Raw genomic sequence first — 21,138 nt, 5'->3', positions numbered from 1 at the left:
CCTCACTGAAGCGACCGGAATGACGCGAATACGGCATTCAGGTCGTCCACATAGCCAGGGTCGGCGCCGTCTCTTAATACGGCCACTGCTACAGCCACGCGATCACGCGGCAAGTCAATCACTGTGGCCGTGAAATTTATCCCCCGCCGATCACGGGTGCCGGTACCGCGGATAACCCGCGCTGGCAGACCTCCGATCCGGGTTGCGACTGTTTCCGAAACGATCGGATCTTTGACCAGAAACTTGTCGATATCCTGAAGGTATCGCAGGCCACCGTCGATGGATGACACACCAGATGGCGAGACAAATCCAATCCATACGTTGTCATCCGTTACCGGTTTGATCCCCATGACCCGGGCAACCGCGCGGGGATCGTTCAGCTCGGTGTCATCGACCTCACGCGGGCCGCCAGTACGAACCGACCAAAAATCTGGTACCGCAAAGCTGAACAAGGCGCGCCCTTCATCAGTATAGGTGATCGGTGTTTCGGCTTTTGCACTCCCTGCCCCGGCGCAAACAACCGCGCAGGAAAGGGTTACAGCCCTCAATAGATTAGGCATATCTGAATAACCTGTTGTTTCTATTGCTACAGCTTGAACTGTGTCGACCGGTTTTGTCCAGCCTCTTGTTGGCGCAACAAAAAACCGCGCCGGGATCGCTCCGGGCGCGGTTCATGTCAACTAGGTTGACTGTGGTTTAGGTGCGGGCGTCGCCCACCAGCTTCCACAGGCCGGGGATCAGCAGCGCGGCCAGCGCGAGCTTGATCGCATCACCCACCAGGAATGGTGTCAGGCCCCATGCCAGGATCGGCTGGTCCCAGCCATAGAGCTGGCCCAGCCACAGCAGGCCGGGGACATAGATCAGAACGTTGGCCAGTACCAGCGCCAGCGCCATTTTCACGACCGAACGGTCCCAGCCGCGCGCGGCCAGCGTACCCAGCATCAGGGTTGCCAGCACATATCCGACTAGGTAGCCGCCTGTGCCACCCATCATGTAAGTAAGGCCGAATTTTTCAGCCGAAGAGCCCGCGAACACGTCAAAGCCCAGCGCGCCGATCAGCAGATAGCCCATCATGGTTACCAGACCCAGCCGTGCGCCATAGGCGGTGCCGATGGTCAGAACCGCAAATGTACCCATGGTGATTGGAACCGGCCACATCGGCACTTTGATCTTGGCGGCGACGGCCAAGGCAACGATGCCCAAAGCAACCAAAACCACCTGTTTGACGCGCAGCGCCGTCCCTTCACGTGGGCCAAATGCATTGGCCAATACGTTCGCATTCATGTTGTTTCTCCCTAAACGGATCGAGATTCTGCAACAGGAATGCCCTGTCAGCGCCGCATCTGCAAGATGATTACGCTACCGCAGCATGTATTCCGTATTCATTTCGTATGATTTCCGGGGGCCGGACACGGTCCAACGGACCCTCCAGCAGGGCCAGCCTGAGAAATCATAGACTGCGTCATAGCTGTCTGGCGAGCAATTATGATGGTCCGCAGCCTGCGTCACACCCAGCCTGAGCGTGTGAAAATAGCGCCCGTCATCAAAATGCACCGCAACGCTTTCGCCCTTGTCGTGCCACAGGTATCGGCGCGTTCCCATCATCTCGGGCTGGCCCGGAATGCGCAGAGTTACCGTCTCGTCATAGATCAGACCGTCTTTGGACCTGGTGAATCGCGCAGAGCCATCGGCCAAAACCACCTGCCCGGCCCGCGCATCCCGAATGTTGCGTGACAGGCTCCAGCCTCCTTCGAAGTCGGTCAGTTCGTTTGGAAAGGTCATTCGGGATAATACCCGTCTGTGATCTCGCCTGCGCCGTCAATAAATCGAATGATGACACCGCTTTGCAGAACATTATAACACGCCCAGATATCCGAAGGCGGCCAAACCGAGCAATACTGATCGCCCTGCACGGCCCACTTTCCGGTGCTGGGACGACCCGAAAAATAATGGGTCACCCCGCTTTGGTCGAATGTTTGCCAGATGCCGTCGCCATAAGTTAGTTTTTTGCCCGACAAGGCTTCGGCAATTTCATCACCCGTCAGCGGCCAGAACTCTGTCGCTGCCGCAACACCAGGCCAAAGGGATAAAATCAGGGCAAACCGTCTCATCACCGCACTCGCGCCTTGTTCCGTAGGGCGGCTGGGTTTAAACCGCGCCGCAACGACCTCTGCCAAATCATAAAAAGGTGCCGCTGCCAATGATTCCACGTTATTCCCGCCCCGACATGGTCGCCATCTGGTCGCCTGAGACGAAGTTCCGCATCTGGTACGAGATCGAGGCCCATGCCTGTGACGCCATGGCCGATCTGGGCGTGATCCCGCGTGAAAACGCCGAGGCCGTGTGGAAGGCCAAGAATGTGGAATTCGATGTGGCCCGCATTGATGAGATTGAGGCTGTCACCAAACACGATGTCATCGCTTTTCTGACCCACTTGGCCGAGCATGTCGGCAGCGATGAGGCGCGTTTCGTGCATCAGGGCATGACCAGCTCGGACGTGCTGGATACCTGTTTCAACGTTCAGCTGACCCGCGCTGCCGACATCCTGATCGCCGACCTCGAAGGTTTGCTGGCCGCTCTGAAACGCCGCGCGATCGAACATAAGGACACTGTCCGCATCGGCCGCAGCCACGGCATCCACGCCGAGCCCACCACAATGGGCCTGACATTCGCGCGCTTCTATGCCGAGATGGATCGCAACCTGTCCCGCATGCGCGACGCACGGGCCGAGATTGCAACAGGTGCGATCAGCGGCGCGGTCGGCACCTTTGCCAATATCGACCCTCAGGTCGAAGAGCATGTCTGCGACAAGCTGGGACTGGTGCCCGAACCGATCAGCACGCAGGTCATCCCCCGCGATCGCCATGCCGCGTTCTTTGCCACGTTGGGCGTGATCGCCAGCAGCATCGAAAACGTTGCCATTGAAATCCGTCACATGCAGCGGACCGAGGTTCTTGAGGGGGCCGAGTTCTTCTCGATGGGGCAGAAAGGGTCTTCGGCGATGCCGCACAAGAAGAACCCTGTACTGACCGAGAACCTGACCGGGCTGGCGCGCATGGTGCGCGCGGCGGTGATCCCGGCGATGGAGAATGTGGCGCTCTGGCACGAACGTGACATCTCGCACTCCTCGGTGGAGCGCATGATTGGGCCGGACGCCACGATCACACTGGATTTTGCTCTGGCTCGACTGACGGGCGTGATCGACAAAATGCTGATCTTCCCCGAGAACATGATGGAGAACATGAACAAGTTCCCCGGTCTAGTGATGAGCCAGCGGGTTCTGCTGGCGCTGACGCAGGCAGGGGTCAGCCGGGAAGAGGCTTATGCTATGGTTCAACGCAACGCGTTGAAGGTCTGGGAACACCGCACAGACTTCAAAGAAGAACTTCTGGCGGATACTGACGTGACCGCCGCCTTGAGCAAGGAGGAGATCGAAGAGAAATTCGATCTCGGCTATCACACCAAACATGTCGATACGATCTTTGCCCGGGTGTTTGGCGAATAAAATTTCGTAAAGACTCTGCAATACTGACCCGCACAAAATTTTTGTGCGGGTTTTTCTTTGCTTGATCACGGCAGGATCATTCCCGCTTTCTAACTTGTGAATAAATTCGCGCGATCAGTTGTTAGCTTTTGTATAGAACGCGCTATGCTTATTCTGAGCAGCCCTACGAACGGAGACCAATTATGCGCCTCATCCTAGCTTCGGTTATTGCAATTCAGGCCCTTACATTTGCCCCCATGGTTCATGCCGCAGGTGGCGGCGGGGGATCGACGCCGCCAAAAACAACAAACACCACCAAGAAATGTCTGTTCGGACGGGTCTATGATGAGGCCGCGGGCAAATGCGTAAAGCCCAGCAACACCAATTTCACTCAGGATCAGCTGTACCACGCCGTGCGTGAACTGGCCTATGACGGGCAGTTCAAAAACGCCCAAGGCGTGCTGCGCGTGATGGACCAGAATGACGATCGCGTCTTGACCTATTGGGGATTTACCTATCGGAAGATGGGCAAGCTGGAACTGGCCAACCTGTTCTATGAAGGTGCAATTAACGCAAATCCCGACAATATCCTGGCACGTTCCTATATGGCGCAAGGCTTTGTCGCCGAGGGCAAAACTGATCTGGCGATTGCGCAGTGGCGTGAAATCAAAGCACGTGGCGGCGAAGGAACCTGGGCAGAGGTTTCCCTGCGCGAGGCGGTCCGCACCGGACTGACCTACAACTACTAAGCTTCAGCCTTTCTTTACCCGACTCTCTGTAATCTGCCTGTGGAACAGGAACTTTGGCACCGCAGGCAGATGCAGAACACAAACACATTGGTACAGGTGGCCCCGGGGGCTTCTGCCCAGCTGGCCAAAGAAAACGATGACGACCTTCGCTTGGTGGCCCGCAGCCTCAGCAGCCGACAAAAGGCGGCGGTGGTTGTGCGTCTCTTGCTGAATGATGGGGCGGACATTCCGCTGGAAGAGCTCCCCGACGATTTACAGGAAAAGCTAACCCACCAACTGGGCAAAATGGGCCTTGTCGACCGGGTTACCTTGGACGCTGTTGCCGGTGAATTTGCAGATGCGCTGGACAGTGTTGGCCTGTCCTTTCCACATGGTCTGGCGGGCGCTTTGGATGTGGTGAACGGCAAAATCGCCCCGGCAACTGCGGCGCGTTTGCGTAAAGTGGCCGGCATACGCCAGATCGGCGATCCTTGGCAGCGATTGCGAGAGATCCCTACAGAAGATCTGGCCGAAATGGCGCAGGCCGAAAGCACTGAGATTGCGGCCGTGATGCTATCGAAACTTGAAACCGCCAAAGCTGCGCAACTGCTAGGGCACCTTCCCGGCCCAGTTGCTCGGCGTATTACCTATGCGGTTTCGAAAACAGCAAATGTCAGCCCAGAGGCCGTCGAGCGGATCGGATGGTCGCTGGCGGCTCAGATGGATCAGCGCCCTGCCACAGCGTTTGCCGACGGACCGGGTGCCCGCGTTGGCGCGATACTGAATCAGTCCGCTGCTTCGACCCGGGACGGCCTGCTGAGCGCATTAGAAGAAGAGGACGCCGATTTTGCCACCATAGTTCGCCAATCCATTTTCACCTTCGCCCATATCCCGTCCCGCATTCTGCCCCGTGATGTACCGGCCATTCTACGCGGTGTGGAACAACCCGTCCTGGTTACAGCGCTCGCCGGTGCAGAAACGGAAGGAGACAGGGCATCGGTTGACTACCTGTTGTCCAACATGTCGTCGCGTATGGCCGAAAACCTGCGCGAAGAAATGGATGAGGTCGGAAAAATCAAACAACCCGATGCAGAGGAGGCGATGACCCAGATCATTGGCGCCATCCGGACACTTGTCGATGAGGGAACCATCACGCTCCGGGATGATGACGGCGACGAATAAAGAGAGAAAGCGCGCCAAAATTTCTGGCCGAGCAGAAAGCTTGTGGTTACCGCGATCGGCTTGTATGTCTGACCCGGCAATTCACAACAGACGCCGAGACCTTCTGATGCCCGTTGAAAAGTCTGAACTAAGCAGGTCCGAGCTTGGCAAATACTATGTATCCGGCATGTTCCTGAAAGGCGTTATCAAAGCGTTACGGTTGCTGCCCTATGAGACACGCATTGCCACAATGGGCGCCATAGCGAGAAACCTTGCACCGTTGGTCGGGTTCTCGAAAAGAGTACGCAGCAATCTGAAACTCACCTGCCCGGACCTGACTGAATCCGAAGTGAAACGCATCTGCAAGGCCGTTCCTGACAACGCCGGACGCGCGATCATGGAGCACTTCTCGCCCGAGGATTTCACAGAACGCCAACGCTTTGCCAAAGTCACGGGTACGGGCCTTGCTGCCTTTGATTCCGCCTTGGCAGAGGGGCGACCTGTGATGATGATCACTGCGCATTTCGGCCATTACCTGGCCGCGCGTATCGCCCTTCAAGAACGCAGCGGTCAGCCTATTGGCTGCCTCTACCGTCGAATGGCGAACCCCTACTTCAACGACATGTATGTCGATGCGTTCTACAAAACCGGCGCCCCGATGTTCGAACAAGGCCGTCGCGGGATGGTCGAAATGGTGCGGACACTCAAAAAAGGCGGGATCATCGCTATTGTGTCAGACCTGCACGCACATGGCGGGGAAGAACTGACTTTTTTCGGCAAACCGGCCGTGACGTCGGTTTTGAATGCTGAACTGGCAATGAAATACAAAGCCGTCCTGATTCCGTGCTATGCGGTGCGTCAGCCCAATGGGGTTGATTTCGAAATCATCCTGCACGAACCGGTCCCACATACGGATCCAAAGACGATGACCCAGTTCACCAATGATGACCTCGAGGCCGTTGTCCGACAGCATATGGGTCAGTGGTTCTGGATTCATCGTCGCTGGAAAACCTGGAACGGGCTAGGCGTCCAAGCCAAAGACATGCCCTGATCAGCGAACGCGTGCTGCCGCAATAATCGGCCCATGGCCAACCCCTTGCACCAACACAACGGCCGGTAAACCTGACGTCAAAGATACCTTATAGGTCTTAGGCGCTGTCCCGTCCCATTGCCCGGCTACTGTCCAGGCCTCGACCACATTGGCATAATCCAGTTCTTGTCCGGCCAACTCTCCGCGCCGGATCGAAGCATGGCGCATTGGCGTGTATTGCACCACCCGGATGTCATAGACCTGATCCGGTGGCAAACTGATCGAGGAAACGCCGACAGTTACGTTATCTCCTGTACGCGAGGCCGAAACCGACGCCTGCGGAGCGGCCTTGGAATGGTCGCCGATCAGGTAATCCAGCTTTGCCGTATCTGCCCCTACAATATCCTGCTGACCATTCACTACCATCTGAGGCGTATAGATCACCGTACGCCCGGAATTTCCGGCATAGCTGCGCTGACGCTCAGTATGGGTGGGGTCGGCATATTCATCCTCCCATCCGATATAGTCCCAATAATCCACATGCAGCGCCAACCCGATGACGTCATCCCGATTGGCCAGATCGTGCATGATCCGGTCAGCCGGGGGGCAGGACGAACATCCCTGCGAGGTGAACAGCTCCACCACTACGGGTCCGCTTTCTGCAATGGCCGAAGTAGCCAGGAATAGGGACGCCAACGCGGTTGCGGTTGCAGATTTGAACATGTTTGCTCTCGGGTTTCATGGGGTGCATTACTGGTTTAGACGGAACGCTGATCAAGCACCAATCAAGGTTTCTTGAGACCGGTGACACAAAGTTTTCGCAAAAATGTGTGCAATGGTATACAAAAATTGCCGCACCTGGTCTGTTGGACCTTGAACCGCGCGCTTGGGTGATGCAGATAGCCCTCAGCGAATCCCATATTCCACGTCATTTGAGAGGGAGGCCACAGATGCCCATCAAAGTCGGACAGGATACCGCCAAGACACGCCGCAGCCTGAGCGTGAATGGCAAGTCCATCTCGTATTACTCGATCCCCGCCGCGCAAGAGGCCGGCCTGGGTGATTTCTCGAAACTGCCCGCCGCCCTGAAGGTGGTGTTGGAAAACATGTTGCGGTTCGAAGATGACGGATTTTCCGTCTCGGTCGACGACATCAAGGCGTTTGCCGAATGGGGCGCCAAAGGTGGCAAGAACCCCCGCGAGATCGCCTATCGCCCTGCCCGCGTGTTGATGCAGGATTTCACCGGCGTTCCGGCGGTGGTCGATCTGGCCGCCATGCGCGATGGTATCAAGGCTCTGGGCGGTGACGCGCAGAAGATCAACCCGTTGAACCCCGTTGATCTGGTCATCGACCACTCGGTCATGATTGACGAATTCGGCAACCCGCGCGCGTTCCAGATGAATGTTGACCGCGAATACGAACGCAACATGGAGCGGTATCAGTTCCTGAAATGGGGTCAGGGTGCCTTCAACAACTTCCGCGTTGTGCCCCCCGGAACCGGGATCTGTCACCAGGTAAACCTGGAATATCTGGCGCAGACAGTCTGGACCGACACGGATCAGGATGGCAACGAGGTTGCCTATCCCGACACGCTGGTCGGCACCGACAGCCACACCACCATGGTCAACGGCATGGCCGTTCTGGGCTGGGGCGTCGGCGGGATCGAGGCCGAAGCCGCTATGCTGGGTCAGCCGATCTCGATGCTGATCCCCGAAGTCGTGGGCTTTGAGCTGACCGGTGATCTGGTCGAAGGCACCACCGGAACCGATCTGGTTCTGAAGGTCGTCGAAATGCTGCGCGCAAAGGGTGTTGTGGGCAAATTCGTCGAATTTTTCGGCGAAGGTCTGGACCGTCTGCCGCTGGCCGACCGGGCAACCATCGCCAACATGGCCCCGGAATATGGCGCGACATGTGGTTTCTTCCCGATTGACGGTGAAACGCTGCGCTATCTGCGTAACACCGGCCGTGACGAAGATCGCATCGCGCTGGTCGAAGCCTATGCCAAGGAAAACGGCTTCTGGCGCGACGCAGATTACGCACCGATCTACACCGACACCCTGTCGCTGGACATGCGCACCATCGTTCCCGCGATCTCGGGCCCAAAGCGCCCCCAGGATTATGTTGCTCTGACCGGTGCCAAGGCGGCGTTCACCAGGGAAATGGCCGAGACGTTCAAGCGACCCATGGGTAAGGAAGTCGCCGTCAAAGGCGAAGACTATACCCTGGAATCGGGCAAGGTTGTGATCGCCTCGATCACCTCCTGCACCAACACCTCGAACCCGTATGTCATGATCGGCGCTGGTCTTGTGGCCCGCAAAGCCGCAGCCTTGGGTCTGAACCGTCAGCCTTGGGTCAAAACTTCGCTCGCACCGGGATCGCAGGTTGTTTCTGCTTATCTTGAGGCCGCTGGCCTGCAGGAAGATCTGGACAAGATCGGCTTCAACCTTGTCGGCTACGGCTGCACCACCTGTATCGGCAACTCGGGTCCAATCCAGAAAGAGCTCTCTGAGGCGATTGCCGAGGGCGATTTGGTAGCCACGTCGGTCTTGTCGGGTAACCGCAACTTCGAAGGCCGTATCAGTCCGGATGTTCGCGCCAACTACCTGGCCTCACCGCCACTGGTCGTGGTCTATGCGCTGGCCGGTACGATGGATATCGACCTGACCTCAGAACCGATCGGTCAGGACAAGGACGGCAATGATGTCTTCATGAAAGACATCTGGCCAACCCAGCAAGAAGTGGCGGAATTGGTCGAACAGACGGTCACCCGTGAGGCGTTCCTGTCGAAATATGCAGACGTCTTCAAAGGCGACGAGAAATGGCAAGCGGTCGATACCACCGATGCCGAAACCTATGACTGGCCACCGACCTCGACCTATATCCAGAACCCGCCCTACTTCCAGGGCATGGGGCACGAGCCCGGCACCATTTCGAACATCGAAGGCGCCAAGGTTCTGGCCATTCTGGGCGATATGGTCACCACCGACCACATCTCACCCGCTGGTTCCTTTGCGACAACCACACCCGCTGGCAAGTACCTGACCGACCGTCAGGTGCAACCGCGCGAGTTCAACTCTTACGGGTCGCGCCGTGGCAACCACGAGGTCATGATGCGCGGCACCTTTGCCAATATCCGCATTAAGAACGAGATGCTGGACGCGGTTGAAGGCGGCTATACCAAAGGCCCCGATGGCGAGCAGACCTCGATCTATGACGCGTCGATGGCCTATCAGGAACAGGGCACACCGCTGGTTGTTTTCGGTGGTGAGCAGTATGGCGCGGGTTCGTCACGTGACTGGGCGGCCAAGGGCACGGCCCTGCTGGGCGTCAAAGCGGTCATCGCTGAAAGCTTTGAGCGTATCCACCGCTCGAACCTGGTTGGCATGGGCGTTGTGCCGTTCGAATTCACCGGTGGTGACTCGCGCAAGACGCTGGGGCTGAAGGGTGATGAAACCGTCTCGATCCACGGTCTGGATACGATCCAGCCGCTGCAAGAGGTGCCCTGCACCATCACTTTCGGTGACGGTTCGGAAAAGACCATCACCCTCAAGTGCCGCATCGATACCGCGCCCGAGATCGAATATATCGAAAACGGTGGTGTGCTGCATTACGTGCTGCGGAACCTGGCCAAAGCGGACTAAGACCTTTCAACGAATAAAAAGGGGCGTCCAACCGGGCGCCCTTTTTAGTTTCAGAACCCTGATGACAAGAGCGATTTAAGCGAATACCGTTGCCCTTACAGGCAGGCCGCACCCGCATCATTCACTTGAAAGTAAGACGTGACGCGCCTATATATTGGTCACACAGAGGAGACTATGAATCATGCTTTTTGGCCCTGATCCGATCCAGGTTTGACGTCAAAGCCGTTAATCTGGCTGATAATTCACTCTCATCACCGCTCAGGTGCCCGGACAGATGTTCAGGGCGCCTTTTTAATTTGAGATCGGTATAGTTGCGTTCCATCTGCGTCAGAATGCTGTGACCGGCCATTTCGCAAGCCTCACTCGTATTATACAGGCCGCGGATCGTGCCCACTTTGCCCGGCACCGATATCTTAAGAAAACTTGCGTTATGCAGCCCTTCGATCTGTGTTCGGATCTTTTCAAGACCGCCATAGAATTTCACGAATTCCGAGATCAGCCCGTCTTCCAGAAAATGCAGATCTTTGATGCCTGATCTATAGACATCGGTATGCCGGGCGTCGGTGACATGCGGGATGTACCCCTTCTTTTGAAACAGGGATTCGAATTGCGTCAGAGGCGGCGCGTTTTCCAGAAACCGCGTCAGATCGCTTGTGTTGAAATCCACCTCGGCGAAAAGCGCCCGCAACAAAGCATCCCGATCTTCACGACGTTGTTTTGTTTTTTGCCAGACCTCCCACATGCGGGTGCCGAACCATAGAACTACGGTAACAGCACCAAGGCGGGTGATTGTGACAAGATCGTTCAGAAGTCCGGTATTATCCATCAATCCTTACCAGCGTTAATCGGCCGCAGCCTTTTCCAGAGCGGGCCTGATGGTTTTTTCGATGACGCGCTGGGTAATCGGCCCGGCAAAACGCAGGATAATGGTTCCGTCGCCATCGACCACATAGGTTTCCGGCACGCCGTAAACACCCCAGTCCAGCGCCATGCGCCCCTGTTCATCCCGTCCGATGGCCGAATAGGGATCGCCGAGTTCATTCAGGAAAGCCTCGGCATTTTCCAGCTTGTCCTTGTAGTTGATGCCATAGACAGGGATGCCTTCATCCGACAGGGCTTGCAGGTTCGGGTGCTCTACCCGGCAGGGCGCGCACCAGCTGGCCCAGTAATTCACCAGCTTGACCTCTCCGTCGCGCAGCGTTGCATCGTCGAACTGCGGTTTGCCTGCAAACTCAGTCAACACAACCGGCGGCGCGGTTTGACCCTCACGCGCCGAGGGCAAAGCGTTTGGGTCATCGCGGAACATGCCAATACCGGCAAGGACCGCAAAGGCGCCAAAGATCAGCGGGGGCGCAATCATCAGGGGCGAGATCTTAGCCATTGCGCTTTATCCTTTGTTCAACTTTTTCCAGCTCAGCCTGCGCCCTGCGGCCCCTCATCACGCTGACCAGAACCAGCGCCAGCAAAAGCCCGATGGAAACCACATAGGACCAGAGCACCGTATCGGCATATTTTCCAAGATCAGGGATCATCCGTTTGCCCTTTCCCGCGCCAGCAGAGTCTTGGTCCGACGCGTGCGAATTTCAGTACCCGTGCGGTAAAGTACCAAGGCGATGAACAACAACACGAACCCGACAATGCAGAGCAGCAGAGGATAGAAATAGATATTGCTGACCTTCTCTTCGGTATCCGCTCCAGTCACGGCACCAGCCCGCAGGACAGAAGCGCCCTGATGCAGCCCCTGATTCCAGAAATTCACCGCATAACGGCTGAGGATAGCAAAGACCGACCCCACCAGACACAGGATCGAGGTCAGATCGGCAGCCGTATCAGGGTCTTCGATCGCCTCCCACAAGGCGACATAGCCCAAATAGAAGAGGAACAGGATCAGGAATGAGGTCAGACGTGGATCCCAGGCCCACCAGGTGCCCCACATAGGCTGCCCCCAAATCGCCCCGGTTGCCAACGCAATCAATGTCATCACGATGCCCACAGGTGCGGCCGCGCGCGCAGCCAGCGCACTGACATGATGACGGCGAACCAGCCAAACCAGAGAGGTCGCCAGCATCATAAGCCAGCAGTTAATCGCCATCAGTGCGGCGGGCACATGCAGGTAAATGATCTTGACGGTCGATCCCTGCTTGTAATCATCGGGTGTGAAGAAAAATCCCCACACCAGACCAATGACGATGCAAACCAAAGCCGCGCCCCAGAAGAACGGCATCACCCGTTCACTGGTGGCAAGAAACTTGCGCGGATTGGCATATTCCCAGAGGGTATTGGCTTTGGCTGCGATAGACATGGGCCTTATCTAGTCCGAGTCGGGTTCATTCTCAATTGACATCCGTCAAAGTTACACTGTGTCACCGTAGGTTAATGCGCAACACGGCGGCGCTGGCAAAAGGTAACAGGGCAATCGTCGCCGCAGTGATCCCAGCCAGCATCAACAAGGGTGTCTGCGTTTCCATTCCGGTTGCGCCGCGGCGCGCGACCTCGGCCCCGAAGATCAATGTCGGTACATAAAGAGGCAGCACAAGAAGCGACAGCAGCAATCCGCCGCGTTTCAAGCCGACCGTAAGAGCGGCACCAAAGGTTCCGATGACGCTCATCGCGGGCGTGCCAATCAAAAGTGAGACGACAAGCCAGAAAAAGCCGGGCAAAGGCAAATTAAGCAGAACGCCCAGGAAGGGCGCGGCCAGAACCAGTGGCAAGCCCGTAGTCAGCCAATGCGCCAAAGACTTGATCGTTACGACCGCTTCTAACGGCAGGGGCGCCGTCGCCAATAGGTCGAGCGAGCCGTCCTCCCAATCCAGCGCAAGCAGCCGGTCAAGTGACAGAAGGCAGGCCAAAAGTGCCCCCAGCCATAGCACGCCAGGTGCAATCGTGGACAACAACGCGGATTGCGGGCCAACTGAAAAAGGCACCAGCACGGTGACGATAAGAAAAAACGCCAGGCCAAGGCCGAACCCTCCGCCCGCACGGAAGGCCAGTTTCAAATCACGTAAAAGCAGGGCGATCACAGGAAACCTCCGTCGAGATCATCGACAGGTTTCGGTTTAGCCTTGTAGGGCCCCACATCCAGGACCTCTCCGTCCAGACCAAGGTCGATATGGGTGGCAATCAAGGCAGACCCACCCTGCCCCAGATGCGCGCGCACCGCGTCTGCAAACATCTGCACTGCATTCTTATCCAGCGACACAGTGGGCTCATCCAACATCCAGATGGGTCGTTCGGTGACCAACATCCGCGCCAACCCCAATCGACGTTTCTGGCCTGCCGACAGATTGCCGGCATGGCGATCCGACAGCTCAGTCAAAGCAAACGCGTCCAAGGCCGGTTGAATGCTGTGACTGCCGAAGACCTGCGCCCAGAACGACAGGTTTTCCACCACGGTCAGAGTCGGCTTGAGTCCGTCGGAATGTGAGGCATAGGCGATCCGGTCCTCAGCCCCGTCGATCTGCCCCTCAAGCGGAGGCTGCAGGCCTGCCAGCGTTCGCAGCAGCGTTGTTTTACCGATCCCGTTCGGCCCGCGTAGGATAAGCGCCTTTCCGGGCTCCAGCGAAAAGCTGAGATTTTCCAGCACAGGAACGCCCCCTCGGGCGATCGACAGGTCGGTCACGGTCAATGTCATGAATCCCGCTTATCCTATTGCCGTCAGAGGCAAAAGGCGGGATTTGCCGCAGCATACCGACAGCAACGTATTTGGGTGGCATCTAAGCGCAAGGACAGAGGAAAAGAATCCTATCAGACCGGTAGCAGCGCCAGCGCAATACGGCGCCCTTCGGATAACAGGATATTGTATGTGCGGCACGCGGACGGAGAGTTCATGATCTCAACCCCGATCCCCGAATCTTCCAAGGCGGCGCGCAGATCAGAAGGAATATGGGCCAGCTCAGCGCCGGTTCCAATAAACAGCACATCGACCTGACCCGCCAATTTCAACAGACCATCCCTGTCGTCGTACCCGCCCCATTTCGCTGATCCTGCAGGGCCGGTCAGCACCGACCCGTCATAGACCTGACCACCGATACGGAAAAACCCAGGACCATATCCGTCAACAGGGGCCGCATTGTCATAAGAGATTTCATTCATACGCATAGGAGGCATCTAGCCCCAAAGCGGTAGGCCCGACAAGGCTGCAAGCGCTATCGCCAGATACGCAGCGGCACGATAAAGCTTTTCCCGCTCGGGCCGGAACATCCAACCACCCAGCCAATTACCAGCCAGATTGGGGACCGCCAGAGCCAGACCCAATATCACAGCAGGCAGCGTGATACGGTCCATGCCAGTCAGGTACCCCAGAAGCAGAAAATCAAAGGCGAACAGGTATAACAGGATCGTCGCACGGATCACGGCCACGGGAAGAGGTCGAGACATATAGAACAAGATAACGGCCGGTCCGGGCAGGCCCGCGACACCGCCCAAAAACCCACCAGCGCTTCCTATTCCCAAAACCATTTTGCGACTGACATGACCGTGATAGCGCAGACCGAACACCAGAATAGCCAGCATAAGAAACGCCAACAGGCTAACGGTATAGCGAAATACATGTGGATCGACCGTGGTCAGCAACCACAGCCCCAATGGCAGAGCGAGTGCGCACCCTCCCACCAGACGGACCAGATCACCCCTGTCGACCTCTCGCCAGGCCCGGCCAAGGTTGGGCAGCGGGCCCAGTATATCCATGATTGTCAGGCAGGTCAGCGCCTTGAAAGGATCAAGGAATGGGGTTGCGATTGGCAGGAATATCAGGGCGGTCCCAAATCCGGAAAAGCCGCGCACTACACCGCCAAGAAAGGCAGCAAAAACTATGATGGCCAGCCCTGTGGGGGACTGGCCAAAATACTCAGGCATCGATGTTGGCAAACTGGTTGCCAGAAGTGTTTGATGGCTTGGACCAGTCGCGCTTGACGCCCAGCCACAACAGGATGGTTGAGGCCACAAAGACGGACGAATAGGTACCTACGATCACACCCCAAATCATAGCAAAGACAAACCCGCGGATCACATCCCCGCCCAGAACATAGAGCGAAATCAACGCCAGCAAGGTGGTGACAGAGGTCATGACTGTCCGGCTGAGCGTTTCGTTGATCGAAATGTTCAGAACCTCCTTTAGGTCCTTTTTCTTGTATTTCCGCAAGTTCTCGCGCACCCGGTCGAACACGACCACCGTATCATTCAACGAATAGCCCACGATGGTCAGCAGCGCAGCGATGATCGCCAGATCAAAGCGGATCTGCAGTTCGGAAAAGATGCCGATAGTCAGGATGACGTCATGCACCAGCGCAGCGACAGCCCCCAGCGCAAACTGCCATTCAAACCGCAGCCAGATGTAGACAAGCACCGCCCCAATGGCGAGCACCACCGCGATTACGGCGGTCTGGATAAGCTCTCCCGAGACTTTGGGTCCTACAGATTCGACGCTTTCGAAGGGCAGTTTCAACCCGGGGTCCGCTGCGGCAAGAGCTTCGCCAATTTGTTCAATCGTGGCCGCATTGACAGCCTCAGCATCATCCTGCGCCTGAATGCGGATCATCGCGACATGTTGATCTGGCCCGAAGCTCGGATCGAAAATCTCGGTGATCGTCACGTCGCCAAGTCCAAGCGGCGCAATAGCGTCACGATATGTGCCGACATCGATTTCCTGCGCGCTTTGGGTCCGAATGGTGGTCCCTCCACGGAAATCAATGCCGAAATTCAGGCCCTGCAGCATGAATGACGTAAACGCGACAATCATCATCAAGGCCGAGATACCCAGCCAGATCTTCCAGCGACTGAAGAAATCGAACGAGGTATTCTGGGGTACGAGTTTCAGTCTCATGTCAAACCTCGATCGTTTTCGGACGGCGGCGTTCGAACCAAATCACGATCATCAGGCGCGTCACGAAGATCGCGGTGAAGACCGAGGTCAGAATACCCAGACCCAAAGTGATTGCGAACCCGCGCACTGGCCCGCTGCCCATGGCAAACAGGATTACAGCGGTAATGAAGGTGGTCACGTTGGCGTCCAGAATGGCCGACAGCGCTTTTTCATAACCCAGCTCAATCGCGCGGGCAGGACCTTTGGCAGATTTCAGTTCCTCTCGGATACGCTCGAAGATCAGTACGTTGGCATCCACCGCCATACCTACCGTCAGAACGATCCCCGCGATCCCAGGCAGGGTCAACGTCGCCCCAATCAGGGAAAGCAGACCAAACAACAGGCCAACGTTGATGATCAGCGCAATATTGGCGAAGAAACCAAACAGGCCATAGCTGAGCGCCATGAATGTCAGCACCGCGACAAAGGCCACGATGGTAGCCACCTTACCCGCGTCGATACTGTCCTGGCCCAGCTCGGGGCCGATGGTTCTTTCTTCCAGAAACTCCAGCCCGGCGGGCAGTGCCCCTGCGCGCAACAGGACAGCCAGATTTGTACTTTCCTCGACGGTGAAATTACCGGTGATGATACCAGACCCGCCGGGGATATGACTTTGGATCACCGGGGCTGAGATCACTTCGTCATCCAGAACGATGGCGAAGGGTGCCCCGATGTTTTCCAGCGTGTAATCACCAAATTTACGCGCGCCAGAGGTGTTAAAGCGGAAACTCACCGCCGGGCGGCCATTCTGGTCAAACGCGGGCTGCGCATCGACCAGTTCCTCGCCCGTTACAACCGGCGCGGCATCCAACGTGTAATAGACGCCATTTTCGTCAATCGACGGCACCACCTCTTCGCCAACGCCCGCTATCGCATCGGGGTCGGTTCCGCGCCCAACGACGGGGTTAAAGGTCAGTTGCGCGGTCGTGCCGATGATCTCTTTCAACTCTCCTGCGCTGCCGATACCTGGCACCTGGATCAGAATTCGGTCGGTGCCTTGCCTTTGGATGGTCGGCTCGCGGGTGCCCACCTCGTCAATCCGGCGGCGAATGATTTCCAGCGATTGACGCACGGTGCGGTCGTCTGAGGCCAGCTTCTCGGCCTCAGAAAGTTGTACAATGATCGTATCACCTTCGGCGCGGGCCTCGATATCCGTGGCCCCTACACCGCTGAGGGTCTGCACCTGACGGGCCAGACCGCGGACAACCTCCAGCGCGCGGGACATGCCCTCGGGCTGACTGATGCGAAGGCGAATCTCATCAGGCGCCGCTTCCTGGCGACGGATGGTGCCCACAGTGGCACGTTCATCCCGCAGCGCATCCCGGATTTCCGGCCACATCGCATCCATGCGGGATTCGTAGACGTCACCCACCCGAACTTCGGCCAAAAGATGCGCGCCACCACGCAAATCCAGCCCTAGATTGACCAGCGACGACGGCAGCCAGTTCGGCCATTGCGCCGCCTCTGCCTGCATTTCAGGGGTGTCGACGCCAAGCTCGATCGCCGCCTTGGCGTCATTGGATTGTTCAACGCGCGTATAAAACGCATTCGGCAGGGCCATCAGCAAGCCAGTCACGCAGACAAGCCAGATCAGAACCCGCTTCCAGGTATCAATTTGCAGCATTACCCTGCCTTTTCAAGGGATTGTATCGCGAAGTTACTTCGCCGGCTCAGTCTTGTTCAGAACCTGCGAAATGGTCGATTTAACCACGCGGACTTTGACTCCCTCGGCGATTTCGACTTCGATCTCGTTGTCGCCTTCTTTGACCTTGGCCACTTTACCAATCAGCCCACCCTGGGTAACGACCTGATCGCCCCGGCGCACGGCCTCGACCATGGCTTGATGTTCCTTCATTTTCTTCTGCTGTGGACGGATCAGCAGGAAATACATGATCGCAAAAATCAGGATCAGCGGGAGAAACTGGGCGATTGCGCCACCTTCCATGGGATATTCCTTTTGGTTTGGTACTGCGAAAATGCTCCGCAAATTTGGCGAGAACCTATTCTTTGAAATGCCTGTTTGCAAGGACAGGAGGCGCTTGGAATTTATTCTTTAAAAAACATGGATAACTTTGCCGGTCTTTCTGCATTTCCAAGGATTAAGGGCGCCGGGTCAGTTACCCTCTATGAAGATGCTCCCGCTCGGATATAGTTGTAATGAGGGAGGTCCGATGACGCATTTTATTCAATCCTTTGGCATGTTTGTCCGGCTGATCGTGACGGCCTTGCTACTGGCCCTGCCAATCGCGGCATCAGCTCAGGATATCGTGGAAGACATCCGCGAGGATGATGAACAGTCCGAGACCTTCAAAGCACCGGTTATTGTCGACGGTGAGATGCTGTTTTTCTTGCGTGGGTCCAGCGCGCTACCGGCGTCGGAACGTGTCGAGCGGGTGCAGGAGGTCATCGTCGAAGTTGCCGAAGCCTCAACAAGCACAGAGGTCTCGATTACTTTTGAAGACACAGAGCTGGGGACCAGCATTCGGGCCGACGGCGTACAGGTCACCATCGTCACAGAGGCTGACGCCGCGCTGGATCAAATAAAGCTGGATGTTCTCAGCTATTTGCATGGCCAGGCCATCGAAGAGGCGATCATCGCCTACCGAGCCAACCGAACCGATCAGGCCCGCGTATCCGGCGCCATAGAAGCGGCGGGCTGGACCCTTGGTTTCGTTGTGTTCGTCGTGGTTATCTTGTGGCTGCATCGCAGTATCCGACGGCGGACCTTGAAGTTTGTTAAGCGCCACCTGAAAGATGTTGAGACCGCTACAGCCAAAAGCGTACAGGCCGAAGCGATTGCGGCACTGGTCCGTTACGGCCTGAACTTCATACTGCTGATCATCTTCTTTCTGGGCTTTTACTACTACCTGTCCTTTGTCCTACTTTCCTTTGCTGAAACCCGATATTTCGCTCAACTGCTGCTAACCTATCTGACAGAACCCGTTCTTCTGATCTTTAAGGGAATCATCAGCTATTTCCCGAACCTGATCATGCTGGGCCTGATCACATGGGTTACAATGTATATTATCAAGGGTATGCGTGTGTTCTTTGACGCGGTTGAGGCCGGAACTTTTGACCTTGGAGATTTCGAAAAGCACTGGGTGAACCCAACGTTCAATATCGCCCGCGTGGTTGTTATCCTGATCGCTCTGGTGTTTGCAGTGCCCTACATTCCGGGGTCGGACTCGGCCGCGTTTCAAGGTCTGACCCTTCTGGTGGGTGCCATGCTGTCGCTGGGCGCAAACTCGGTTGTGTCCAACATGCTGGCCGGTCTGTTCGTGATCTATCGCCGGTCAACCTCGATCGGGGATCGCATTCAGATCGGGGATCACATCGGCGACGTGGTTCAGATCAAGCTGATGGAGACGCATCTCAAATCCATCAAGAACGAGTTGATCTCTATTCCAAATGCCCAGTTGATGAACTCGGACGTGGTGAATTTCTCAAAAAGAACCGACGGCAGCGGGCTGTTGCTGCATACGACCGTGGGAATCGGGTATGAGGAACCATCCGAAAAAGTCGAGGCCATGCTGATCGAAGCGGCCAATCGCACCAAGGGCATCAAGGCCAAACCCGAGCCGTTTGTGTTGTGGACCGCGCTGGCAGACTACGCGATCAACTACCAGATCAATGGGTATTCGACCCGTGGCAGTATCATTCCCAAGATCCGCTCGGACCTGCATCGCAACATCGTGGCCGTGTTCAATGAAAACAATGTGCAGATCATGACGCCGTCTTACATGGCCGATCCGCCAAAACCAAAAATTCCGCTCGAAGACTGGGATGGCCATTTGGCGCATGAAACACACGACGATACGGATAAGTCGTAACCGGTGCTACACCCCGCCTTTCAGATGGTGCATAAGCGGCTGCAGTGATTCACGCATTTAAGGACCTGAACCATGCACGACATCCGCGCCATACGCGAAAACCCAGCCGCTTTCGACGCCGCCCTTGCGCGCCGTGGGGACGCGCCGGTGTCGTCGGACCTGTTGCGCCTGGACGAAAGCCGCCGCGCCAAGATATTGGCCGCAGAAACCGCTCAGGCGGAGCAAAACAAGGCGTCCAAAGAGGTTGGTGCGGCCAAGGGTCGTGGCGATGAGGTCGAGTTCGAGCGCCTGCGCGCGCTGGTCGCCGAGAAAAAGGCCGAGATCGCCCGGATGCAGACCGAGGCCAAGGATCTGGACGCCCTTCTGACCGATCAACTGATCCGCATCGCCAACCTGCCCGCCGAAGATGTGCCCGAAGGCGCGGATGAAAACGACAATGTCGAAGTCAACCGCTGGGGCACTCCGCCCACGCTGGATTTTGCGCCCAAAGAGCATTTTGAGATCGAAGCCGTCCAGACCGGTATGGATTTTGAGACTGCCGCGAAACTGTCCGGTTCGCGTTTTGTGCTGCTGTCCGGTGGCGTAGCCCGCATTCACCGCGCATTGGCGCAGTTCATGCTGGACACACATATCAACGAAAACGAACTAACCGAGGTCAACGGCCCGGTTCTGGTTCTGTCCGAAATGATGCAGGGCACCGGGCAACTGCCGAAGTTTGGCGAGGACAGCTATCAGACCCGTGAAGGCTGGTGGCTGATCCCGACCTCCGAAGTGTCGCTGACCAATATCGTCAATGAAACGCTGATCGAAGAAAGCTATTTGCCTCGCCGCTATACCGCGCATTCCCTGTGCTTCCGGTCCGAGGCTGGCAGCGCTGGCAGAGACACCCGTGGGATGCTGCGCCAGCACCAGTTCGAAAAGGTCGAGATGGTCTCAATCACCCATCCGGACAAATCGGATAAGGAACAAAAGCGCATGTTACGCTGCGCCGAAGGTATTCTGGAAAAATTGGGCATACCCTATCGCACGGTGATCCTGTGTACGGGCGACATGGGCTTTGGCGCGCGCCGTACCTATGACATCGAGGCATGGTTGCCCGGACAGGATACCTATCGCGAGATCAGCTCGGTCTCGACTTGTGGTGATTTTCAGGCCCGCCGCATGAACGCGCGGTTCCGCCCCGAAGCGGGTGGCAAACCGGAATACGTCCATACACTGAACGGCTCCGGCCTGGCTGTCGGTCGTTGCTTGATCGCCGTGCTGGAAAATGGTCAGAACGCCGATGGTACCGTGACCTTGCCCAAGGTTCTGGCCCCCTATCTTGGCGGTAAACTGACCTTACAGCGGGACGGCACGCTGGTATAAGAAAACCGGCGCTAACCAACTGCGCCGGTCCTGAGAAAA

General features: G+C 56.8%; 23 protein-coding genes. 7 read left to right on the top strand and 16 right to left on the bottom strand.

Going from position 1 to position 21,138, the window contains the following annotated elements; all coding sequences use genetic code 11:
* Window positions 1-2: 2 nt before the first annotated feature.
* The 4 genes from AC2FGB_RS00900 to AC2FGB_RS00885 form a co-directional block, all read right to left on the bottom strand.
* Window positions 3-560, bottom strand: a complete 558-nt coding sequence (locus tag AC2FGB_RS00900) for a hypothetical protein (protein ID WP_246097122.1) — start codon at window positions 558-560, stop codon at window positions 3-5.
* 136 nt (window positions 561-696) lie between these two features.
* On the bottom strand, window positions 697-1,284 hold the full coding sequence (locus AC2FGB_RS00895; protein WP_142633110.1) for a biotin transporter BioY: 588 nt from the start codon (window positions 1,282-1,284) through the stop codon (window positions 697-699).
* 75 nt (window positions 1,285-1,359) lie between these two features.
* Window positions 1,360-1,782, bottom strand: coding sequence for a DUF6314 family protein (locus AC2FGB_RS00890; RefSeq protein WP_496693387.1), 423 nt, complete (start codon window positions 1,780-1,782; stop codon window positions 1,360-1,362).
* A complete protein-coding gene (locus AC2FGB_RS00885) occupies window positions 1,779-2,210 on the bottom strand; it encodes a hypothetical protein (RefSeq protein WP_496693386.1) in 432 nt (143 codons plus the stop codon). The genes AC2FGB_RS00890 and AC2FGB_RS00885 overlap by 4 nt, the downstream gene beginning before the upstream one ends.
* Here AC2FGB_RS00885 and purB point away from each other — a divergent pair.
* The 4 genes from purB (at window position 2,201) to AC2FGB_RS00865 (ending at window position 6,424) form a co-directional block, all read left to right on the top strand.
* Window positions 2,201-3,505: an adenylosuccinate lyase gene (purB, locus tag AC2FGB_RS00880; protein WP_496693385.1), complete on the top strand. Its 1,305-nt coding sequence runs from the start codon at window positions 2,201-2,203 to the stop codon at window positions 3,503-3,505. The genes AC2FGB_RS00885 and purB overlap by 10 nt on opposite strands.
* Before the next feature lie 182 nt (window positions 3,506-3,687).
* The gene (locus AC2FGB_RS00875) at window positions 3,688-4,233 is read left to right on the top strand and encodes a tetratricopeptide repeat protein (RefSeq protein ID WP_496693384.1); all 546 of its coding nucleotides are present in this window, start codon (window positions 3,688-3,690) and stop codon (window positions 4,231-4,233) included.
* Between the two features lie 69 nt (window positions 4,234-4,302).
* On the top strand, window positions 4,303-5,394 hold the full coding sequence (locus AC2FGB_RS00870) for a flagellar motor switch protein FliG (RefSeq protein WP_281994443.1): 1,092 nt from the start codon (window positions 4,303-4,305) through the stop codon (window positions 5,392-5,394).
* A gap of 106 nt (window positions 5,395-5,500) precedes the next feature.
* On the top strand, window positions 5,501-6,424 hold the full coding sequence (locus AC2FGB_RS00865) for a lysophospholipid acyltransferase family protein (protein WP_142633100.1): 924 nt from the start codon (window positions 5,501-5,503) through the stop codon (window positions 6,422-6,424).
* On the opposite strand, the gene AC2FGB_RS00860 is transcribed toward AC2FGB_RS00865, so the two are convergent.
* Complete coding sequence (locus tag AC2FGB_RS00860) at window positions 6,425-7,126, bottom strand: DUF1223 domain-containing protein (RefSeq protein WP_281994442.1); 702 nt, start codon at window positions 7,124-7,126, stop codon at window positions 6,425-6,427. It lies immediately after the preceding gene.
* Between the two features lie 227 nt (window positions 7,127-7,353).
* Here AC2FGB_RS00860 and acnA point away from each other — a divergent pair, with 227 nt between their 5' ends.
* Window positions 7,354-10,044 (top strand): aconitate hydratase AcnA, encoded by a 2,691-nt coding sequence (gene acnA / locus AC2FGB_RS00855; protein WP_496688480.1) that lies wholly within the window; start codon window positions 7,354-7,356, stop codon window positions 10,042-10,044.
* A gap of 172 nt (window positions 10,045-10,216) precedes the next feature.
* Here acnA and AC2FGB_RS00850 read toward each other — a convergent pair whose 3' ends face one another.
* The 11 genes from AC2FGB_RS00850 to yajC all read right to left on the bottom strand — a co-directional run bounded on the left by AC2FGB_RS00850 (window position 10,217) and on the right by yajC (window position 17,849).
* Window positions 10,217-10,870: a hypothetical protein gene (locus tag AC2FGB_RS00850; RefSeq protein WP_496688482.1), complete on the bottom strand. Its 654-nt coding sequence runs from the start codon at window positions 10,868-10,870 to the stop codon at window positions 10,217-10,219.
* A gap of 15 nt (window positions 10,871-10,885) precedes the next feature.
* Complete coding sequence (locus tag AC2FGB_RS00845) at window positions 10,886-11,425, bottom strand: DsbE family thiol:disulfide interchange protein (RefSeq protein ID WP_496688484.1); 540 nt, start codon at window positions 11,423-11,425, stop codon at window positions 10,886-10,888.
* A complete protein-coding gene (gene ccmD / locus AC2FGB_RS00840) occupies window positions 11,418-11,576 on the bottom strand; it encodes a heme exporter protein CcmD (protein ID WP_281971899.1) in 159 nt (52 codons plus the stop codon). The genes AC2FGB_RS00845 and ccmD overlap by 8 nt, the downstream gene beginning before the upstream one ends.
* Window positions 11,573-12,346: a heme ABC transporter permease gene (locus tag AC2FGB_RS00835; RefSeq protein ID WP_142633092.1), complete on the bottom strand. Its 774-nt coding sequence runs from the start codon at window positions 12,344-12,346 to the stop codon at window positions 11,573-11,575. Before AC2FGB_RS00835 ends, ccmD begins: the two co-directional genes overlap by 4 nt.
* Before the next feature lie 61 nt (window positions 12,347-12,407).
* Window positions 12,408-13,064 (bottom strand): heme exporter protein CcmB, encoded by a 657-nt coding sequence (gene ccmB, locus AC2FGB_RS00830; RefSeq protein ID WP_282021834.1) that lies wholly within the window; start codon window positions 13,062-13,064, stop codon window positions 12,408-12,410.
* Window positions 13,061-13,675 (bottom strand): heme ABC exporter ATP-binding protein CcmA, encoded by a 615-nt coding sequence (ccmA, locus tag AC2FGB_RS00825; RefSeq protein ID WP_142633088.1) that lies wholly within the window; start codon window positions 13,673-13,675, stop codon window positions 13,061-13,063. The genes ccmB and ccmA overlap by 4 nt, the downstream gene beginning before the upstream one ends.
* Window positions 13,676-13,788: 113 nt before the next feature.
* Window positions 13,789-14,142: an Mth938-like domain-containing protein gene (locus AC2FGB_RS00820; RefSeq protein ID WP_142635082.1), complete on the bottom strand. Its 354-nt coding sequence runs from the start codon at window positions 14,140-14,142 to the stop codon at window positions 13,789-13,791.
* Between the two features lie 9 nt (window positions 14,143-14,151).
* A complete protein-coding gene (locus tag AC2FGB_RS00815) occupies window positions 14,152-14,898 on the bottom strand; it encodes a TSUP family transporter (RefSeq protein ID WP_496693382.1) in 747 nt (248 codons plus the stop codon).
* Window positions 14,891-15,865, bottom strand: coding sequence for a protein translocase subunit SecF (gene secF, locus AC2FGB_RS00810; protein ID WP_142633084.1), 975 nt, complete (start codon window positions 15,863-15,865; stop codon window positions 14,891-14,893). Before secF ends, AC2FGB_RS00815 begins: the two co-directional genes overlap by 8 nt.
* A gap of 1 nt (window position 15,866) precedes the next feature.
* Window positions 15,867-17,528 carry a protein translocase subunit SecD gene (secD, locus tag AC2FGB_RS00805; protein WP_282027340.1) on the bottom strand — a complete coding sequence of 554 codons (1,662 nt, stop codon included), beginning with the start codon at window positions 17,526-17,528 and terminating at the stop codon, window positions 15,867-15,869.
* A 33-nt stretch (window positions 17,529-17,561) separates the two neighbouring features.
* Window positions 17,562-17,849: a preprotein translocase subunit YajC gene (gene yajC, locus AC2FGB_RS00800; RefSeq protein WP_142633080.1), complete on the bottom strand. Its 288-nt coding sequence runs from the start codon at window positions 17,847-17,849 to the stop codon at window positions 17,562-17,564.
* A 226-nt stretch (window positions 17,850-18,075) separates the two neighbouring features.
* Here yajC and AC2FGB_RS00795 point away from each other — a divergent pair, with 226 nt between their 5' ends.
* Both AC2FGB_RS00795 and serS read left to right on the top strand, forming a co-directional pair.
* Complete coding sequence (locus AC2FGB_RS00795) at window positions 18,076-19,734, top strand: mechanosensitive ion channel family protein (RefSeq protein WP_496693381.1); 1,659 nt, start codon at window positions 18,076-18,078, stop codon at window positions 19,732-19,734.
* Between the two features lie 72 nt (window positions 19,735-19,806).
* Window positions 19,807-21,099, top strand: coding sequence for a serine--tRNA ligase (gene serS, locus AC2FGB_RS00790; protein WP_496693380.1), 1,293 nt, complete (start codon window positions 19,807-19,809; stop codon window positions 21,097-21,099).
* The last annotated feature ends 39 nt before the right edge of the window (window positions 21,100-21,138 follow it).

This window comes from Ruegeria sp. CDSC021 (genome assembly GCF_059610845.1).
The sequence above is the reverse complement of the archived record's forward strand: the minus strand, read 5'-3'. Positions and strand labels throughout refer to the sequence as shown.

Coding starts and splice junctions, on each gene's coding strand:
- serS (WP_496693380.1), top strand. CDS start 19,807: ATGCACGACATCCGCGCCATACGCGAAAACCCAGCCGCTTTCGACGCC.
- AC2FGB_RS00835 (WP_142633092.1), bottom strand. CDS start 12,346: ATGTCTATCGCAGCCAAAGCCAATACCCTCTGGGAATATGCCAATCCG.
- AC2FGB_RS00795 (WP_496693381.1), top strand. CDS start 18,076: ATGACGCATTTTATTCAATCCTTTGGCATGTTTGTCCGGCTGATCGTG.
- acnA (WP_496688480.1), top strand. CDS start 7,354: ATGCCCATCAAAGTCGGACAGGATACCGCCAAGACACGCCGCAGCCTG.
- AC2FGB_RS00865 (WP_142633100.1), top strand. CDS start 5,501: ATGCCCGTTGAAAAGTCTGAACTAAGCAGGTCCGAGCTTGGCAAATAC.
- yajC (WP_142633080.1), bottom strand. CDS start 17,849: ATGGAAGGTGGCGCAATCGCCCAGTTTCTCCCGCTGATCCTGATTTTT.
- purB (WP_496693385.1), top strand. CDS start 2,201: ATGATTCCACGTTATTCCCGCCCCGACATGGTCGCCATCTGGTCGCCT.
- AC2FGB_RS00820 (WP_142635082.1), bottom strand. CDS start 14,142: ATGCGTATGAATGAAATCTCTTATGACAATGCGGCCCCTGTTGACGGA.
- AC2FGB_RS00890 (WP_496693387.1), bottom strand. CDS start 1,782: ATGACCTTTCCAAACGAACTGACCGACTTCGAAGGAGGCTGGAGCCTG.
- AC2FGB_RS00850 (WP_496688482.1), bottom strand. CDS start 10,870: ATGGATAATACCGGACTTCTGAACGATCTTGTCACAATCACCCGCCTT.
- AC2FGB_RS00870 (WP_281994443.1), top strand. CDS start 4,303: ATGCAGAACACAAACACATTGGTACAGGTGGCCCCGGGGGCTTCTGCC.
- ccmA (WP_142633088.1), bottom strand. CDS start 13,675: ATGACATTGACCGTGACCGACCTGTCGATCGCCCGAGGGGGCGTTCCT.
- secD (WP_282027340.1), bottom strand. CDS start 17,528: ATGCTGCAAATTGATACCTGGAAGCGGGTTCTGATCTGGCTTGTCTGC.
- AC2FGB_RS00860 (WP_281994442.1), bottom strand. CDS start 7,126: ATGTTCAAATCTGCAACCGCAACCGCGTTGGCGTCCCTATTCCTGGCT.
- AC2FGB_RS00815 (WP_496693382.1), bottom strand. CDS start 14,898: ATGCCTGAGTATTTTGGCCAGTCCCCCACAGGGCTGGCCATCATAGTT.
- ccmD (WP_281971899.1), bottom strand. CDS start 11,576: ATGATCCCTGATCTTGGAAAATATGCCGATACGGTGCTCTGGTCCTAT.
- secF (WP_142633084.1), bottom strand. CDS start 15,865: ATGAGACTGAAACTCGTACCCCAGAATACCTCGTTCGATTTCTTCAGT.
- AC2FGB_RS00895 (WP_142633110.1), bottom strand. CDS start 1,284: ATGAATGCGAACGTATTGGCCAATGCATTTGGCCCACGTGAAGGGACG.
- AC2FGB_RS00845 (WP_496688484.1), bottom strand. CDS start 11,425: ATGGCTAAGATCTCGCCCCTGATGATTGCGCCCCCGCTGATCTTTGGC.
- AC2FGB_RS00875 (WP_496693384.1), top strand. CDS start 3,688: ATGCGCCTCATCCTAGCTTCGGTTATTGCAATTCAGGCCCTTACATTT.
- AC2FGB_RS00900 (WP_246097122.1), bottom strand. CDS start 560: ATGCCTAATCTATTGAGGGCTGTAACCCTTTCCTGCGCGGTTGTTTGC.